Source organism: Mesorhizobium sp. M7D.F.Ca.US.005.01.1.1 (genome assembly GCF_003952545.1).
Taxonomy (GTDB): domain Bacteria; phylum Pseudomonadota; class Alphaproteobacteria; order Rhizobiales; family Rhizobiaceae; genus Mesorhizobium; species Mesorhizobium loti.
In genome coordinates, this window is the sequence record NZ_CP034453.1 from 5,352,209 (window position 1) to 5,367,559 (window position 15,351).

The following is a 15,351-nucleotide window of genomic DNA, read 5'->3' on the forward strand; positions in this document are numbered from 1 at the left end:
GGCCAACCGCCTCGCGGCCCGTCTGCCGAAACCCGGCCTGTCCCGTCGCATCGAGCACATCGTCGTCAATGGCGCGCCTATCCACCCGCCAGCCTCGGCAGGAGAAAAATCTCCGCCCCCTCCGGCAGCTTCTTTGACCACGTATCCCGATAGATCGTCCCGTCGATGGCGACGGCGATGCCTTTATCGATCCAGGGCTCGAGGCCGGGATACTGTTCAGCCAGTTTCCTGAACAGCTCCCTTATGTCCTTGGCCTCGACCTCGACCTTGCTCTGGCCTCCGGCGAGCGCGCCAAGCGATCCCCAGAGCGTTACTTCGACCATTCCCGTTCCGCCTCGATCGCCGCCAGGATGCGCGGCGGCGACATCGGGATATGCGTCATCCGCACGCCCGCGGCGTTCGACACCGCATTGGCGATCGCCGCCAGCGGCGGCACGATCGACGTCTCGCCGACCCCGCGCACCCCGTAGGGATGGTTGGGGTTGGGGATTTCGAGGATCTGCGTGTCGATCATCGGCAGGTCCGAGCAGACCGGGATGCGGTAGTCGAGGAAGCCCGCGTTCTGCAGCCGCCCGTCCTTGCCGTAGATATACTCCTCGTTGAGCGCCCAGCCGATGCCTTGCGCGGCACCCCCCTGGTACTGTCCCTCGACATAGGTCGGGTGCACCGCCTTGCCGGCATCCTGCACGACCGTGTAGCGCAGGACCCTGGTGGCGCCGGTCTCGGGATCGACCTCGATATCGCAGATATGGGTGGCGAAGGAGACGCCCGCGCCATCGGCGACGAGCTCGCTGTGGCCGGCGATCGGTCCACCGGTCTTGCCCGATTCCACCGCGATCTCCTTCAGCGACAGCTTGCCGAGATTGCCGTGCTTCTCGCCCTTGGCAATCGCATGGCCCTTTTCCCAGACCACGTCGTCGACGGAAATATCCCACATCTGCGCGGCGCGCTCGCGCAGGATCTTGATCGCGTTGCGGGCGGCCGAGATCGTCGCCATGGAGGACGAGAAGGTGCCGCGGCTGCCGTCCGTCATGTCGTTGTAGCCGAGGCTGGAGGTGTCGGCGACGATCGCCTTGACCTGCTCGTAGGCGATGCCAAGTTCCTCCGCCGCCACCAGCGACAGCGACGCACGCGAACCACCCACATCGACCGTACCGACGGCCAGCGAGACCGAACCGTCCATGCCGATGTTGAGGTCGGTGCAGGTCTGGCCGCCGAAGTTGAACCAGAAGCCGCAAGCCATGCCGCGGCCCTGATTCTTGCCGAGCGGCGCCTTCATGTGCGGATGGCTCTTCACCGCCTCGAGCGTCGGGCCGATGCCGATCGGTCCGTAGACCGGGCCGTAGGAGGACCGTGTGCCTTCCTGCGCGGCGTTCCTGATGCGGAAGTCGACCGGGTCCATGCCGATCATCTTGGCCAGCTCGTCGACGGCGCTTTCCACCGCGAACGCCGCCATTGGCGCCGACGGCGCGCGATAGGCCGCAGTCTTCGGCCGGTTGACCAGCACTTCGTAGCCGACCGTCTTGACGTTCTCGAGCTTGTAGCAGGCAAACGCGGTCATCGCGCCGATCTCGGCCCAGGAGCCGGCATACGGGCCGCAGCTGTAGCGCAGCGTCGCTTCGGCAGCGGTGATCGTGCCGTCCTTGCGGGCGCCGATCTTCACGTCGATCGAGGTGGCGCTGGTCGGGCCCGAGGCGCGGAACACCTCGTCGCGGGTCATCACCAGCTTGACCGGCCGGCCTGCCTTGCGCGACAGCGCCAGCGCCACCGGCTCGGCCCAGACATGGGTCTTGCCGCCAAAACCGCCGCCGATCTCCGACGAGGTGACGCGCAGTTTCGAGGCTTCCATGCCAAGCAGCTGGGCGCAGTGCTGGCGGTAGACGAAATGGCCCTGCGTGCACACCCAGAGATCAGCGGTGCCGTCGGAGCTGAAATTCGCCACGCAGGCATGCGGCTCGATATAGCCCTGGTGCGTCTGCTCGGTCTTGAAGGAGCGCTCGACGATGAAGTCGGCGTGCCCGAAACCCTGATGGACATCGCCATGGCCAAACTGGCTGCGCTTGGTGACGTTGGAGGGTTTTACCGGCTTTTCCTCGAGACCCTCGGTGAAGATGGCATCATTGATCAAGGGCGCCGTGTGCTTCGCCGCCTCGTCGACATCGGTGACATGCGGCAAAAGCTCGTATTCGACCTCGATGAGCTTCAGCGCCTGCCTGGCCGTGCGGGCGTCGACCGCCGCCACCGCGGCCACCGCGTGGCCGTCATAGAGCGCCTTCGTGCGCGCCATGCAATTGTCGAGCACGTCGTACATGGCGGCATCGCCATCGGTGAGGTCGGGCAGGTCGGCGGCGGTGATCACCGCCTTCACGCCGGCGAGCTTCTCCGCCTTCGACGTGTCGATCTTGACGATCCTGGCGTGGGCGTGCGGGCTTCTGAGAACACGCCCGACCAGCTGGCCGGCCATGTTGAAGTCCGCGCCGTAGCGGGCGCGGCCCGTCACCTTGTCGACGCCGTCGGGACGGATCGGGCGTGTGCCGACGGAAGTGAATTTACGTCCGGAAAAACGTGGATCGAAATTCATCTCAGGCTCCCTTCATCACGATGGCCGCGTCCTGGACGGCGCGCACGATCTTGTCGTAGCCGGTGCATCGGCAGAGGTTCCCGGCAAGGCCGAAGCGGATTTCCTCCTCGGTCGGGTCGGGGTTCTTGGCCAAAAGGTCCTTGGCTGCGATCAGGAAGCCCGGCGTGCAGATGCCGCATTGCAGCGCTGCATGCTCGAGGAACTTCTGCTGCAGCGGATGCAGCTTGTCGCCATGCGCCATGCCCTCGATGGTCTCGACGCGCCGCCCTTCGGTCTCCGCGCCGAGCACAAGGCACGAGCACACCAGCCGGTCGTCGAGGATGACGCTGCAGGCGCCGCAGTCGCCGGTGCCGCAGCCTTCCTTGGCGCCCGTCAGTCCCAGGCGATCGCGCAGGACATCGAGCAGCGTCTCGTCCGGCTGGCACAGGAACTCGACAGTGTCGCCGTTGATTGTGGTTGAAACTGCTACACCAGCCATCATTTGCCTCCTGCACGTGCATAGGCGGTCGTGGCGGCCCGCTTGGCCAGCACACCCGCAACTTTCCTCCGGAATTCAATAGTGCCGCGCTTGTCGTCGATGGGACGGCAAGCCCCCGCGCAGACCTTGGCGAGCCGCTCCAGCGTCGCTTCGTCCAGCTTGGAGCCGATGAGCACCTGCGCGGCCTCTTCGACCAGAAGCACCGTCGCCGCCACGGCGCCCAGCGCCACGCGGGCCGATTTGACGACACCGTGCTCATCCAGCGTCAGGTTCACGCCGGCGCTGACCACCGCGATGTCCATCTCGGTGCGCGGAATGAAACGCAGATAGGCATCGCCCGACCGCGGCGCGCGCTTGTCGAGCAGGATCGCCTCGATGATCTCGCCTTTGGCCAGCGACGTCTTGCCCGGTCCGGTCGGCACGCTCTGCACGGGAATCGTGCGCCTGCCCGCCGGTCCGACGACCACTGCCCTGGCGCCGGCGGCAACCAGCGCCGGCACGCTGTCGGCGGCCGGCGAAGCGTTGCAGAGATTGCCGGTTATGGTGCAGCGTCCCTGCACCTGCTTCGAACCGATCAGCTTGGCCGCCTCGACGACACCAGGCCATGCCTTCTTCAGGGCGGCACTCTCTCCCAACACGGCGCAGGGGACCGCGGCGCCGATGCTGAAGCCTTCAGGCGTTTCCCTGATCTCGCTCAAGCCATCGATCGCCTTGATGTCGACGATCAGGTCGGGTTCGATGAAGCCGCCTTTCATCCTCACCAGGAGGTCGCTGCCTCCCGCGAGAATTGCTGATGTACCGGACGAGCCGGCCAACTGGCCAACGGCATCTTCCATTGAAAGCGGACGTATGTAGCGCATCGTCTCCCCTTGATCTTCGCGATTTCAGCGACCGTTATAAACAGTCTCCTCATAATGACCATCCGGTTCCGCATCGCGGCAATGAGCCAGGCGCCCAACCTGAATTGGCGTACGCCGTGCGAACCGGAAATCATTGAGAAAGCCCAGCTTGGAGCAAATTCCTGGTTTCCTCAAGGGTATAAAACGTTAGGCTTGTGTGGCGAACCGGACCCGTCCGCCCTCTCCGCGCATTTCAGTGGATCGTGAACAAGCCCATTTTCAACAACACTTCCAACGGATCAGCGGCAGGCTGGACAATCAAGCTCGGTGCATCGCCGGTCATTGGCACGGCGATCCACAGCGGCTGCGATGTCGGGCCCGTTTGCCAACCGCTGCTGTCCATCTCCAGCGCCGACCGGCTGCGGGAGGAGGATCCCTTCACCGAACACTTCATCGCCGATTTCCCGACCCAGCTTATCGTTCATCGATCGCGCTTTCAGGTCGATCTGAACCGGTCGCGCGAGGCCGCGATCTATCTGTCGCCGGAGCAGTCCTGGGGCTTGAATGTGTGGCGAGAGCCACCGGCCGAGGAGATCGTGAACGAGTCCCTCGCGTTTCACGACGCGTTCTATGCCGAGCTCAAGCGTGTCCTCGTCGATGTCGAAAAACGCTGCGGCAGGTTCGTCCTTGTCGACGTCCACAGCTACAACCACCGGCGCGAAGGGCCGCAAGGAGCGCCCGCGTCACAAGATGGCGCGCCCGATATCAATATCGGCACATTCTCGATGGACCGCGAGCGCTGGGCGCCGGTCGTCGACGCTTTCATCGAGGCGCTTCGCGGCCGGCGTCTCGACGGCGAGCCGATCGACGTGCGCGAGAACGTATCCTTCCAGGGCAAGGGCGAACAGACCCGCTTCGTCCATGCCAATTTTCCACAAACCGGGTGCGCCATCGCGGTCGAGTTCAAGAAGATCTTCATGGACGAATGGAGCGGCGACCCCGACTGGAGCGCAATCGAGCGGCTGCGCGCCATGCTGGCATCGACCGTGCCCGTCCTGGCTGAGGCGCTGCGGGCCATGCGATGAAGCTGAAGCTCGTCGAGTCCGCGTCTCCATTGGCGCTGATCGAAGCGGATCTGGACGCGCTTTTCCGGGATGGCAAGCCGATCCGTCGCGAATTCGGCAATGGCAACCGTTTGCACATGGATCGCCCCCTGCCCTTTCTGTGTGTGCATGTCGGGTCGCATCAGGATGCGGCATTCCATGCCGTCTCCGCCAACGCGTCCTATCTCATCGCGGCCGACATCGACCTCGCCGGCCACGTTGCGCGGCTGGTGGCGCGAAGGATCCGCGATCACTGCGGCGCATTCCTCATGCTGGACATCGGAATGAATCGGGGTTTCGAAAGCTCGTCGCTTTCGCGGCTTTGCCAACTATATTAGTTGTTGTTGAATTATATTGGAGACGCCGTTGGCACCAGACTAACTATTTTTGTCCAATGCTCACCTTGAACCGTTGATTAACTGCTGTGCTTCATTCTGCGAATCGCATGCAAGGCATGGGAAATTCAAGGATTACTCAATGCAGATTATCTCGGATCTCACTGTTACGATACAGAATCTGATGTCCGCCAGGAGCGGCTTTGCTGCAACAAGCCAGTCGACGTTCCTCAAAGCAGGTACAGCGCTGCGGGCCGAGGCTCCGGTCATCCGACCGGGCGCCGCCAGCAATAACGGGATCCTTGCTCATTACAACTATGGGCAAGTCTCCATATTGCAGCTCACGCCCGTCCATCAGGGCGGGAAGATCCCATGTTTCCAAAAGCCTTGATCGAAGACGACCGGTATTCCGAGATAGCGTTGGATAAGATCCTTTGCGAGATTTGTTCCAGATCTCGGCGTCCCCATGACACGAATCCGGACACCATTGCCGCCAGGCTGCGGTCCGCTCTGTGCTGAAATCCTCATATCAGCCTCACAGCGCCAAGCTCCCCTGCTCCACCTCCGCGGCATTTGGATCGCCCGGTGCCGTTGCCCAGGCCAGTTCGACCAGCGTCACGGTGCGCCGGCCTGTTCCGTCGAGCTGGCAGACGATGAGGCCTTGCTCCTCGATATAGGTCAAGAGGCGCCGGGCGCGGCGCAGCGAGTGCGAGCCGTAGGCACGCGCGATCGCGGCATCGCTCGGGCACGGCCAGCCCTCCTTCGCGGCACGGGCGATCATCATGAACACGCCCTGCATGTCGTCGGGCAGCAGCGACGCGCGGACGGAAACGTCCCGCCACGCGTCATCCTGCGTCGTCTCGGAGCCGAGGCCGGCGCGGGCGCGCGTCAGCATGCGGCGGAACTCCGGCAGGTCGGGCACGACCGAGGCGAGGCCTTCTATGCGGCAACGGACCACGAACTCCTGATAGAGCACGCCGATCACGCGAAAACCCGCGTCGGGTTGCGCCAGGATGGCGCGCAGCACACGGTCGACACGCTCGTGACGCTCCGCTAGGTCCTCGGCGCTGACTTGCGGTTCCACCGGTTCGGGGCGGATTTCCAGCGCCGCGGACTTGGCCGCCATCAGCTGGTCGAGCAGGTCCGGTGACGTCGTGCGGCGGGGCGCGCGCACGGTCTCGGGTGGCGGCGCCGCCAGGATGATTGCGCGTGCATCCTCGAGTGCTGATTCCGGCATCGCCATCAGCCGCGGCGTTCCGTTGCGCGGGCTTGTGTCGGTCGGGCCGATGCGCAGGCCCAGCGGACGGCGCGACAGCGCCGGGCCGAGCGCCATGAACTGCCCGCGCTCCAGATCGCGAAAGGCTTCCGCCTGGCGCCGCTCCATGCCCAGAAGGTCGGCGGCGCGCGCCATGTCGATATCGAGGAAGGTGCGGCCCATGAGGAAATTGGACGCCTCGGCGGCGACGTTCTTGGCGAGCTTGGCCAGCCGCTGGGTGGCGATGATGCCGGCCAGCCCGCGTTTGCGGCCACGGCACATCAAATTGGTCATGGCGCCGAGCGAAAGTTTGCGCGCTTCGTCGGAAACCTCGCCAGCCACCGCCGGCGCGAACAGCTGCGCCTCGTCCACCACCACCAGCATCGGGTACCAGTGGTCGCGGGCGACCTCGAACAGCCCGCCGAGGAAGGCAGCAGCGCGCCGCATCTGGTTCTCGGCATCGAGCCCTTCGAGATTGAGCACCGTGGAGACGCGATGGATGCGCGCCCGCTCGCCGGCCGCCTGCAGGCCGCGCTCGGTATGTTGCTCGGCATCGATCACCAGATGGCCGTAACGATCGCCCAGCGACACGAAGTCGCCTTCGGGGTCGATGATGGTCTGCTGCACCCAGGGCGCGCTCTGCTCCAGCAGGCGCCGCAGCAGATGCGACTTGCCGGAGCCAGAATTGCCCTGCACCAAAAGCCGGGTCGCCAGCAATTCCTCGAGATCCAGCTTCGCCGGGGCGCCTGCGGTCGTGTGTCCCATCTCGATCGCAACGGTCATCTCGACTCAGGCGCTCCTTTCGCAGACGGGCTTATCAACTGGGTCACAGCCCGTCGAGCGCGCATGGCCGGCAGTTCCGCGTTGCGCACAGCTGTCCTGACACTGGCCTGTCGGGTAAACCCCTGTGGATAGTAACCAGTCGTTCACCATGGGCCGGCGTTCCGATTGCAGATGTCAGGCAAGCGCCTAGCCTGACCTTGCATCGCGTCCCCAACGTGGTGCGTCCCAACCCCACCCTGGCGGCCGACGTCTTCAAGTACCCCAACTCCCCAAAGTATACGTCGGTCGCCAACTTCGCCTGATCCCGCCAAGTTCTGACATCGTACAGAGCCGCTCACTGGCGCAAACTTTGGGTTGACCCCTTCGGACCGCAAGGCGACACTCCACCCGACGAACAGGTGCGAGGAGGAATTGCGATGGACGAGCCCGAACGGTGGCGCCATATGTCGACGGCGCCGAGGGATGGCAGCCGCATCCTGGTCACGGTGCGCCCGTCCGAACAGGGGCCGGCGGAAGTCGACCTCGCCTATTGGTCGCGCGCCGACCAGTTCGCCTCGGAAGGCTGGCGCGCGTCGGACTCCTCGCCTGGGCGCGTCATCGAATATGCCGAGCCGGAACTGAAGTGCTGGATGCCGCTGCCGACGGCCAACCTCAGCCGCGCGTCCATGCCGGCGCCTTGGGAAGGCGAAGACGCCCAACAGCTGGACGGCTCGGGGATTTGAGCGGAGACGGCCGAAGGTAGCCAATCTCCCCCACGAGGCGGAGATTGGCAGCTTTAGGCTCGGTTCTCTTCAGAACAGAAACGCGGCCGTGGCGGGGTTCGGCCCGGTGCGACCGTCGGGCGAATCCATGCCGCGGATCGTCTGCAGGTCCTGGGCATCGAGCTCGAAATCGAAGACATCGAAATTGGCGGCGATGCGGTCCTGGCGGATCGATTTTGGAATGACGATCAGCCCTTCCTGGAGATGCCAGCGGATGATCACCTGGGCGACAGACTTGCCATGCTTTTTGGCAATGCTTGCCAAGATCGGATCGTTCAGCAGCCGGCCGCTGCCCAGCGGGCTCCAGCTTTCGATACGTATGTCGTGCTTGGCGTGAAACTCCCTGAGGTCGCGCTGCTGGAAACGAGGATGCAGCTCGATCTGGTTGACGACGGGCGTCACGCCGGTCTCTGCGATGATCCGCTCCAGATGGTCCTGGTTGAAATTTGAAACGCCGATCGACTTGATGCGGCCGGCCTGCCTGAGCTCGACCAGCGTCTTCCAGGCCTCGGCATATTTGTCCTGGCTGGGCACCGGCCAGTGGATCAGGAACAGGTCGAGCTGCTCGATGCCGAGCTTGCCCATCGTCTCGTCGAAAGCGCGCAACGCCGCATCGCGCTGGTGCGCGCCGTTGCGCAGTTTCGAGGTGATGAACAGCTCGCCGCGCGGCACGCCGGCGCCGCGGATCGCCTCTCCGACCCCCTCCTCGTTCTGGTAGCCTTCGGCGGTGTCTATCAGGCGATAGCCGGCCTCGATGCCCCAACCCACCACTTCAGCGGTGATATCCTGGTCGACCTGCCACACGCCAAGGCCGAGCTGGGGAATGGCGGAGCCGTCGTTCAACGCAATCTGTGCAGGCATGGTGGACTGTTCAGGCATGTCGGGATCCTTTGCAAAGCTGATCCAGGCGGTCCGCCCGGTGCACAGCCTATCTAGGTTCGACAGGAGGCGACGGCCAGCCGACAGCGACAAATTGTCGAGGTTCGCCTGCAAGTGTGACCTCGGCGTCAGCCTCACCGCGGCCGGCGCACCGCCCGCACCACCCCGGCGGATGTGCTGCCGCAGTAGAGGCGGTCGCCGCCATCGGATTCAAGCCCCGACACGCCCATGCCGGCCGGCATGTCGAGCTTCTCGAGAACCTTGCCTGACCGCGGGTCGACGCGGCGCAAGTCGCTCTGGTCGCCTTCCCAGGTCGCGTGCCATAGCTCGCCATCGACCCATGTCACGCCGGTGACGAAGCGGTTGGATTCGATGGTGCGCAGGATCGCCCCGGTCTCCGGGTCGATCTGGTGGATCTTGCGCTCGCGGTATTGCCCGACCCAGAGCGTCCCTTCGGCCCAGGTCAGCCCGGAATCACCGCCACCACCGGGCGCCGGAATGGTCGCCAGCACCTGGCCGGTATCAGGGTCGATCTTCTGTATCAGGTCGTTGGCAAGCTGGAAGAAATGCTGGCCGTCCCAGGTGGTGCCGGCATGTGCCGCGACATCGATCGAGCGCAGCGCCTGCCCGTTTTCCGGATTGAAGGCGTTCAGCTTCTCACCCGAGGCAAACCAGACGTTGTTGCCGTCAAAGCTCACCCCATGCACCCTCTCAACATCGGCAAAGGGTCCGTATTCGCGCAGGATTTCGGCTGCTGACTGTTTCATGTCTCTGTCCTCACTGAGATGGTCCAATGTCCCTTACTAACCGCTCGGCAGCGGCGCCGGGAGTAACAAGGTGGTCGTGAATCCCGCCACCGGCGGCGTCATCCAGCGGCGCGCCCGGCCGTGACCGAAAAACTGCACCTTGCCGGCCTCGCCAAGCTGCTCCAGCGCCCGCTGCACGCTGCGCTGGCCAGTGCCAAGCGCCAGCGCCAGCGCCGAACTCGCCCAGGATTCACCATCGGCAAGGAAAGCCAGCACCGCCGCGTGCCGCTCCTCGATAGGCCGCGCCAGCACCACCACCTCGCGCGCCTCGTGCGGTGCCAGCGCGAAGCCCTGGCTGGTCGCGCCGATGTCGGCCAGGCCTCGCAATTCGGCGCGCAGCCGGCCGATCTCGACCCGAAGCCGCGCCCGATGCGATTCATCGGCGTGCCTGCCGCCGAAGGCTTCAGCGATCAGCCTCGCCCTCGACACGTCGCCCGGCCATGCTTCGGCGAGCGCGCGTGCCAGCGCAAACAGCACCGGGCGCGTTGCCAGCGAGACCATGATTTCCTGCCTGCGCACGACATAGCGGAAGCTATCGACCAGCAGCGCCGGCGACGCCTGCAACGCCTCGACGTCCTCGAGCAGCACGGGGCGCTGCCCGCCACCCGCGATCAGCCGCGCGGCCGGCGTGTCCAGCGCCAGGAATGCGCTGTCGACCTCCGCGATCAGGCCCGGAATGCCGGCCCGGCGGGCGGCGTGGCGAGCCCACTCCAACGCCCTGCGCGCCGGCTTCGTCTTCAGGCGCCGCATCGCGATGCCGGCGACGGCCAGCTCGTGCGCGGCGCGCGAGGCCGGCGGAAGCGGCGCCGGGTCGAGCCCGGCCAACACGTCTTCAGCCTCGTCGAGACGGCCGATCAAAAGCAGGCGCCGCACCTTGAGGTGGCCGGCATGCGCGGCGTTCAGCCGGTCGCCATGCTTTTCCAGCGTCGCGCGCGCCGCATCGAGCGCCTTGGCAGGCCAGCCGAGATCCCGCGAGACCAGCGCGATCTCGGCCTCGGCGACGACGCATCTAGCGCGCGCCACCGCTTCTTTCGGGCCGAAGCCACGCGCGGCCCGCCGCAGCAGCGCCTTGGCGCGATCGAGATCGCCGAGCTGCGCCATGGCAATGCCGCGCAGTGCCAGCGCCGGCGGATCTTCGCGCAAGGCGACGCGATCGAGCGCACCGAGCGGATCACCTCCGGCCAGCGCCAGTGCCGCCGCGGTGATCAGCGAGTCCATTCAAATCCCGTCACACTTGTAACTCCCACCCCCAGCGCTGCCCGCCCTAACTTAAGTCATGGCCGTCAACCAGCAAGCCGTGCCGGCAACCAACGGCACGCCAACGGAGAAGAAGATGCCCAGTTCAGCCGATCTACCCCTCGACGCGACAATCGACACGGCCAGGCACGCCGGGCGAATCCGCCATCCCTGCTGCGGCGGGCCTGGCGATTCAAATCCCGTCACATCTGTAACTCCCACCGCTGCGCCTGACCGCCCTACCCTAGCTCACGACCAGCAAGCAGCAACACGTCGCAACAGTGCGGCGGCAAACTGACAAGGAGACGACCAATGACCAAGCACACTGCAATGAAGACCCCGCCGATCGTTTCAAGGCAGGACTGGGAAGCCGCCCGCGAACAGATGCTGGTGAAAGAGAAGGCAACGCTGCGCGCCAAGGACGCATTGGCCGCCGAGCGCCGGCGCATGCCGTGGATGGAAGTCGACAAGGCCTATGTTTTCGAGGGGCCGAATGGCAAGGCGAGCCTGCTCGACCTGTTCGAGGGCCGCCGCCAGTTGATCGTCTACCGCGCCTTCTTCGAGCCCGGCGTGTTCGGCTGGCCCGAGCATGCCTGCCGCGGCTGTTCGCTCGGCGCCGACCAGGTCGGCCACCTCGCCCATCTCAATGCCCGCAACACCACGCTTGCCTACGCCTCGCGCGCTCCGCAGGCCGACATTGTCCGGCTGAAAGAGCGGATGGGCTGGGAGATGCCCTGGTACACCATCACGGACAGTTTCGACAAAGACTTCGGCGTCGATGAATGGCACGGCCACAACGTCTTCATCCGCGATGGCGACCGCATCTTCCGCACCTATTTCATCAACAGCCGCGGCGACGAGGCGATGGGCACCGTCTGGAGCTATCTCGACGCCACGCCGCTCGGCCGCCAGGAGATCTGGGAGGATTCGCCCGAAGGCTATCCGCAGACCCCTCTCTACAGCTGGTGGAACTGGCACGACAATTACGACGCCGCACCCGACAAGACATGGGAACAAGTGTCGGCTGCCGGCGAAGCGGCGTTCCGCGACAAGGACCAGTAAGGGGCTATCCAGCTTGGGTTCCTCGCCCCCGCCTTTGGCGGGGAGAGGTGGCCGCGTAGCGGCCGGAGTGGGGGCTCGCAGGGCGCAGTCCCCCTGACCTCGGCACGGCACAACCATCAAGGAAAAGACCATGCTCGATATCCACACAGCCACCAGCGGAGCGATCCCCGAAAGCACCAATGCGTCCACCCTCGGCATCGCCGATTGGCTGTGCCTTGCCGCGGCCCCCACCTTCGCCCTGATGGCGCTGCTCACCTGTGTCTTCAGTGGCGATGCGGCCATGCTGTGCATGGGGGAGAATGCCTCGCCATTCACCGGAATGCCGGCAATGTATCTTCTGATGAGCGCCTTCCATCTGGCGCCCTGGCTGCGGGTGATCTCCGGCCGGCAAGCCCGGCAATAGGTTGCCACCCTGCCCGCCTTTGCAACACGCCGACATAGTGGAGAAAGACAAATGAGACTGGTCAGGCTGAGAGCACCGGGCGGCTTGGGCAATCTCGACCTGGTCGAGGAAGACCCACCCCGGCCAGGGCCGGGCGATGTGCTGGTCAGGATCCGGGCCTGCTCGTTGAACTTGCGTGACGACTTCGCGGTGCAGGGCAAGACACCGTTCGTTGACGGCCGCGTTCCGCTGTCCGATGGCGCTGGCGAGGTGATCGCCATCGGCGGCGATGTCGATGCATTCAAGCCTGGAGACAGCGTCGTCAGCGTCTTCTATCCATGGTGGCTGGACGGTGACATGACGCCCTCGACCCGGCGCGACATTCCGGGGGACAGTTTTGACGGCTTCGCCAGCGAGTATGTGTGCAAGCCGGCGCGGGCCTTCACCAAGGCACCGGCGGGCTATACGCATGTCGAGGCGGCGACGCTCACCTGCACGGGTGTCACCGCCTGGCGAGGCCTGGTTGTGTGCGGCAAGGTGAAGCCCGGCGACACGGTGCTGGTCCTCGGCTCGGGCAGCGTATCGCTGTTTGCGCTGCAATTCGCCAAAGCCGCCGGCGCCCAGGTCATTGCCACGTCTTCCGACGAGCAGAAGCTGGAGCGGCTCAGGCGCCTCGGCGCCGATACCGTCATCAATTACAAGTCCGTGCCGGACTGGGGTCGCAAGGCCAGGGATTTGACGGACGGACGCGGCGTCGATCACGTGATCGAGGTCGGCGGCCCCGCCACGCTGGCGCAGTCCATTGCGGCCTGCAGGACGGGCGGGCACATCGCCCTGATCGGCGTCCTGACCGGCTTTGCGGCTGAGGTGTCGATCCCGGCGGTGTTTTCGAACCAGATCCGTATCAGCGGCATTTCCATTGGCAGCCGGGCCGACCAAGAGGATATGATCCGGGCGATAGCGATCAACCGCCTGAAGCCCGTTGTCGACCGCCATTTCCTGCTTGAGGACATCGCCACCGCCTTCGCGCACTACGAATCCCAGAGGCATTTCGGCAAGGTCTGCCTCGACGTTTGAGCGCTCCCCCAAGCGCCAGCAGCCCCACAAACCACCCAGTATCCATCAGCAGCAGCTAATTGACAGCCAGAAAGAAACGGCGCTCACTGCCTGGCACAGGTGGATCGCAGCATCAGGCGGGCGATATCGACCGCCGGCGACACCTCAGCAATCCGGGAAAAGCGCATAGCGCTTTGCCTTGGGAATTGCGTAAAACCAGGGGAGGATGCCATGCCAACCGTTATCGGCCACCACAACATCACGAAAGACAGCAAGCACTGGCTCAATTCACCCAAGCGCAAGGAGCTTTTCGGCTCGCTTGGGATCACCAACATCCGCACTTTCGTCGATCCGCAGAACCCGAAACGTGTGGCCGTGATGATGGACGTTCCGGACATGGATAAGATGGCCGCGCTGATGCAGAGCAAGGCGGCCGCCGACGCGATGGCTCACGACGGCGTGGTGCCGGAGTCGCTGGTGATCCTGGTCGAAGCGAAGGGGTAGTCGCCCGCAAACCGGGGGCTTGTTTTTAGCGTCGTAGAAATGGGCGCGGGACCTCTCCCGCGCCCATGCCGTTTCGCCTATCTCAGTTACACTTCGGCTTGGCGCTGTTGCAGGCGTCGACCAGTTCGGCCGGCGGATCCTTGTGGAAGACGGTCTTGTAGGACTCCAGCACATTGGACTGCACCACCGGCAGCGACTGCACGCCGACCCAGGCGGGCGTAGGTTGCCCGATCAGCGCCTTCATCATGGCCATCGCCTCGGCGACGCCCTGGTCATAGGGGCGCTGCGAGCCGGTTGCCTTGAGCGGGCCGCCCTTGGCGATCTCGATCGCCGACTGCAGGCCGAGATCGACCGTCGTGATCGGAATGTCGATGCCTTGCGCCCGCATCGATGACAGCGTGTCGAGCGCCGGCTGGTCCCAGACGGCAAACAGGCCTTTCACATCAGGATTGCCGGTGAGGAAATCGCCGGCAATCTGCGACACCTTCGAGGGATCGGTGAAGTCGACCTGCTTCATGACGATGTCGGGCCGGTTCTTCTTCATCCACTCGCTGACGCCCTTGGTGCGCTCATTGGTGCTGAAATAGTCGACGCCGAAATTGACCAGGCCGATCGTGCCGCCCTTGGGCATGCAGGACGCCAGGATCGTCGCCGCGATCTGGCCGTTGCCCTGGCTGTCGGCCGAGATCATCGAGGCAAAATCCTTCGGAGATGAGAGGCCAACCGGGATGCTGTCCATGAACACCAGCTTGATGCCGGCCTCCGACACCTTCTTGTAGGTCGGTGCCGTCGCGGTGAAATCGACGGGGATCGAAATGATGCCGTCGGGATGCTGCTGGATGGTGTTCTCGATATCGGCGATCTGCTTGTCGACCTGATATTCGGCCGACGCCACCCCGGTGACGGTCACGCCATATTTGGCCAGCGTTTCGCTGATGCCCGCCACTTGCAACTGCGACCAGTCGAGGTTCACCGTTTGCATGGAAATGCCGACCTTGAACTTGCCGGCCTTGACCTTGGCGGCTTCGTCATCGGTCAATTTCAGTTCGTCGGGCGAGGCTGCCTTTTCGCCGTGCGGGCCTTGCCCGACAATGCCCTTGGGACCAAGCGTGGCGAGGTCGACGCCGGTCACGCAGGTGTCGGGCGTCTGCGCCAGGCTCATGGACGTCGACAGCGCGAAGGCGCTGACGGCGAGGCTCAATGTACCGAATAGGATTCGTGCCTGTTGTTTCATGACTTTCCTCCGTTGATCGTTGACGTTCTATTTGCCGTTTGGAGCCGGCGTTTTCTG

17 protein-coding genes are annotated in these 15,351 nt (G+C 64.6%); 8 read left to right on the forward strand and 9 right to left on the reverse strand.

The features are described from left to right. Positions 1-77 precede the first annotated feature (77 nt). Genes EJ076_RS25955 through EJ076_RS25970 form a run of 4 tightly spaced genes read right to left on the reverse strand, consistent with a single transcriptional unit; the run spans position 78 to position 3,919 of the window. Positions 78-323, reverse strand: coding sequence for a MoaD/ThiS family protein (locus EJ076_RS25955; protein ID WP_126069757.1), 246 nt, complete (start codon positions 321-323; stop codon positions 78-80). Continuing rightward, positions 311-2,581, reverse strand: a complete 2,271-nt coding sequence (locus tag EJ076_RS25960) for a xanthine dehydrogenase family protein molybdopterin-binding subunit (protein ID WP_126069758.1) — start codon at positions 2,579-2,581, stop codon at positions 311-313. The genes EJ076_RS25955 and EJ076_RS25960 overlap by 13 nt, the downstream gene beginning before the upstream one ends. 1 nt (position 2,582) lies before the next feature. Continuing rightward, positions 2,583-3,059, reverse strand: coding sequence for a (2Fe-2S)-binding protein (locus tag EJ076_RS25965; RefSeq protein ID WP_109660732.1), 477 nt, complete (start codon positions 3,057-3,059; stop codon positions 2,583-2,585). Beyond that, positions 3,059-3,919, reverse strand: a complete 861-nt coding sequence (locus EJ076_RS25970; RefSeq protein WP_126069759.1) for a xanthine dehydrogenase family protein subunit M — start codon at positions 3,917-3,919, stop codon at positions 3,059-3,061. Before EJ076_RS25970 ends, EJ076_RS25965 begins: the two co-directional genes overlap by 1 nt. Before the next feature lie 194 nt (positions 3,920-4,113). On the opposite strand from EJ076_RS25970, the gene EJ076_RS25975 reads away from it, so the two are divergent. From EJ076_RS25975 to EJ076_RS25985, 3 genes are all read left to right on the forward strand, one after another. Then, positions 4,114-4,983, forward strand: coding sequence for an N-formylglutamate amidohydrolase (locus EJ076_RS25975; protein ID WP_348639799.1), 870 nt, complete (start codon positions 4,114-4,116; stop codon positions 4,981-4,983). Then, positions 4,980-5,339, forward strand: coding sequence for a hypothetical protein (locus EJ076_RS25980; protein WP_245462880.1), 360 nt, complete (start codon positions 4,980-4,982; stop codon positions 5,337-5,339). Before EJ076_RS25975 ends, EJ076_RS25980 begins: the two co-directional genes overlap by 4 nt. A gap of 139 nt (positions 5,340-5,478) precedes the next feature. Beyond that, positions 5,479-5,727 (forward strand): hypothetical protein, encoded by a 249-nt coding sequence (locus EJ076_RS25985; RefSeq protein WP_126069760.1) that lies wholly within the window; start codon positions 5,479-5,481, stop codon positions 5,725-5,727. 144 nt (positions 5,728-5,871) lie between these two features. On the opposite strand, the gene EJ076_RS25990 is transcribed toward EJ076_RS25985, so the two are convergent. After that, on the reverse strand, positions 5,872-7,374 hold the full coding sequence (locus tag EJ076_RS25990; protein ID WP_126069761.1) for an ATP-binding protein: 1,503 nt from the start codon (positions 7,372-7,374) through the stop codon (positions 5,872-5,874). Positions 7,375-7,790: 416 nt separating this feature from the next. Between EJ076_RS25990 and EJ076_RS25995 the strand changes: the two genes are divergently transcribed. Next, on the forward strand, positions 7,791-8,096 hold the full coding sequence (locus EJ076_RS25995) for a hypothetical protein (RefSeq protein WP_023761099.1): 306 nt from the start codon (positions 7,791-7,793) through the stop codon (positions 8,094-8,096). 69 nt (positions 8,097-8,165) lie between these two features. On the opposite strand, the gene EJ076_RS26000 is transcribed toward EJ076_RS25995, so the two are convergent. The 3 genes from EJ076_RS26000 to EJ076_RS26010 form a co-directional block, all read right to left on the reverse strand. After that, positions 8,166-9,014: an aldo/keto reductase gene (locus EJ076_RS26000; protein ID WP_126069762.1), complete on the reverse strand. Its 849-nt coding sequence runs from the start codon at positions 9,012-9,014 to the stop codon at positions 8,166-8,168. Between the two features lie 134 nt (positions 9,015-9,148). Then, entirely contained in the window at positions 9,149-9,781 is a 633-nt protein-coding gene (locus tag EJ076_RS26005; RefSeq protein WP_126069763.1) for a PQQ-binding-like beta-propeller repeat protein, read from the reverse strand. Between the two features lie 36 nt (positions 9,782-9,817). Further along, positions 9,818-11,038, reverse strand: coding sequence for a helix-turn-helix domain-containing protein (locus tag EJ076_RS26010; RefSeq protein WP_126069764.1), 1,221 nt, complete (start codon positions 11,036-11,038; stop codon positions 9,818-9,820). Positions 11,039-11,368: 330 nt separating this feature from the next. On the opposite strand from EJ076_RS26010, the gene EJ076_RS26015 reads away from it, so the two are divergent. The 4 genes from EJ076_RS26015 (at position 11,369) to EJ076_RS26030 (ending at position 14,060) form a co-directional block, all read left to right on the forward strand. Beyond that, complete coding sequence (locus EJ076_RS26015) at positions 11,369-12,118, forward strand: thioredoxin family protein (RefSeq protein ID WP_109660717.1); 750 nt, start codon at positions 11,369-11,371, stop codon at positions 12,116-12,118. 130 nt (positions 12,119-12,248) lie between these two features. Beyond that, on the forward strand, positions 12,249-12,521 hold the full coding sequence (locus EJ076_RS26020; protein ID WP_126069765.1) for a hypothetical protein: 273 nt from the start codon (positions 12,249-12,251) through the stop codon (positions 12,519-12,521). A gap of 51 nt (positions 12,522-12,572) precedes the next feature. Next, positions 12,573-13,577 (forward strand): NAD(P)-dependent alcohol dehydrogenase, encoded by a 1,005-nt coding sequence (locus tag EJ076_RS26025; protein ID WP_126069766.1) that lies wholly within the window; start codon positions 12,573-12,575, stop codon positions 13,575-13,577. Positions 13,578-13,787: 210 nt separating this feature from the next. Next, a complete protein-coding gene (locus EJ076_RS26030; RefSeq protein ID WP_056591789.1) occupies positions 13,788-14,060 on the forward strand; it encodes a hypothetical protein in 273 nt (90 codons plus the stop codon). 82 nt (positions 14,061-14,142) lie between these two features. Here EJ076_RS26030 and EJ076_RS26035 read toward each other — a convergent pair whose 3' ends face one another. Next, a complete protein-coding gene (locus EJ076_RS26035; RefSeq protein ID WP_126069767.1) occupies positions 14,143-15,294 on the reverse strand; it encodes a substrate-binding domain-containing protein in 1,152 nt (383 codons plus the stop codon). Positions 15,295-15,351 lie beyond the last annotated feature (57 nt).

What these genes read in the sequence shown, in the direction of transcription:
- EJ076_RS25965 (WP_109660732.1), bottom strand. Translation starts at nt 3,059, where the DNA reads ATGGCTGGTGTAGCAGTTTCAACCACAATCAACGGCGACACTGTCGAG.
- EJ076_RS26015 (WP_109660717.1), top strand. Translation starts at nt 11,369, where the DNA reads ATGACCAAGCACACTGCAATGAAGACCCCGCCGATCGTTTCAAGGCAG.
- EJ076_RS26030 (WP_056591789.1), top strand. Translation starts at nt 13,788, where the DNA reads ATGCCAACCGTTATCGGCCACCACAACATCACGAAAGACAGCAAGCAC.
- EJ076_RS25985 (WP_126069760.1), top strand. Translation starts at nt 5,479, where the DNA reads ATGCAGATTATCTCGGATCTCACTGTTACGATACAGAATCTGATGTCC.
- EJ076_RS26025 (WP_126069766.1), top strand. Translation starts at nt 12,573, where the DNA reads ATGAGACTGGTCAGGCTGAGAGCACCGGGCGGCTTGGGCAATCTCGAC.
- EJ076_RS26010 (WP_126069764.1), bottom strand. Translation starts at nt 11,038, where the DNA reads ATGGACTCGCTGATCACCGCGGCGGCACTGGCGCTGGCCGGAGGTGAT.
- EJ076_RS25960 (WP_126069758.1), bottom strand. Translation starts at nt 2,581, where the DNA reads ATGAATTTCGATCCACGTTTTTCCGGACGTAAATTCACTTCCGTCGGC.
- EJ076_RS25970 (WP_126069759.1), bottom strand. Translation starts at nt 3,919, where the DNA reads ATGCGCTACATACGTCCGCTTTCAATGGAAGATGCCGTTGGCCAGTTG.
- EJ076_RS25995 (WP_023761099.1), top strand. Translation starts at nt 7,791, where the DNA reads ATGGACGAGCCCGAACGGTGGCGCCATATGTCGACGGCGCCGAGGGAT.
- EJ076_RS26020 (WP_126069765.1), top strand. Translation starts at nt 12,249, where the DNA reads ATGCTCGATATCCACACAGCCACCAGCGGAGCGATCCCCGAAAGCACC.
- EJ076_RS26005 (WP_126069763.1), bottom strand. Translation starts at nt 9,781, where the DNA reads ATGAAACAGTCAGCAGCCGAAATCCTGCGCGAATACGGACCCTTTGCC.
- EJ076_RS25955 (WP_126069757.1), bottom strand. Translation starts at nt 323, where the DNA reads ATGGTCGAAGTAACGCTCTGGGGATCGCTTGGCGCGCTCGCCGGAGGC.
- EJ076_RS25990 (WP_126069761.1), bottom strand. Translation starts at nt 7,374, where the DNA reads ATGACCGTTGCGATCGAGATGGGACACACGACCGCAGGCGCCCCGGCG.
- EJ076_RS25980 (WP_245462880.1), top strand. Translation starts at nt 4,980, where the DNA reads ATGAAGCTGAAGCTCGTCGAGTCCGCGTCTCCATTGGCGCTGATCGAA.
- EJ076_RS26035 (WP_126069767.1), bottom strand. Translation starts at nt 15,294, where the DNA reads ATGAAACAACAGGCACGAATCCTATTCGGTACATTGAGCCTCGCCGTC.
- EJ076_RS26000 (WP_126069762.1), bottom strand. Translation starts at nt 9,014, where the DNA reads ATGCCTGAACAGTCCACCATGCCTGCACAGATTGCGTTGAACGACGGC.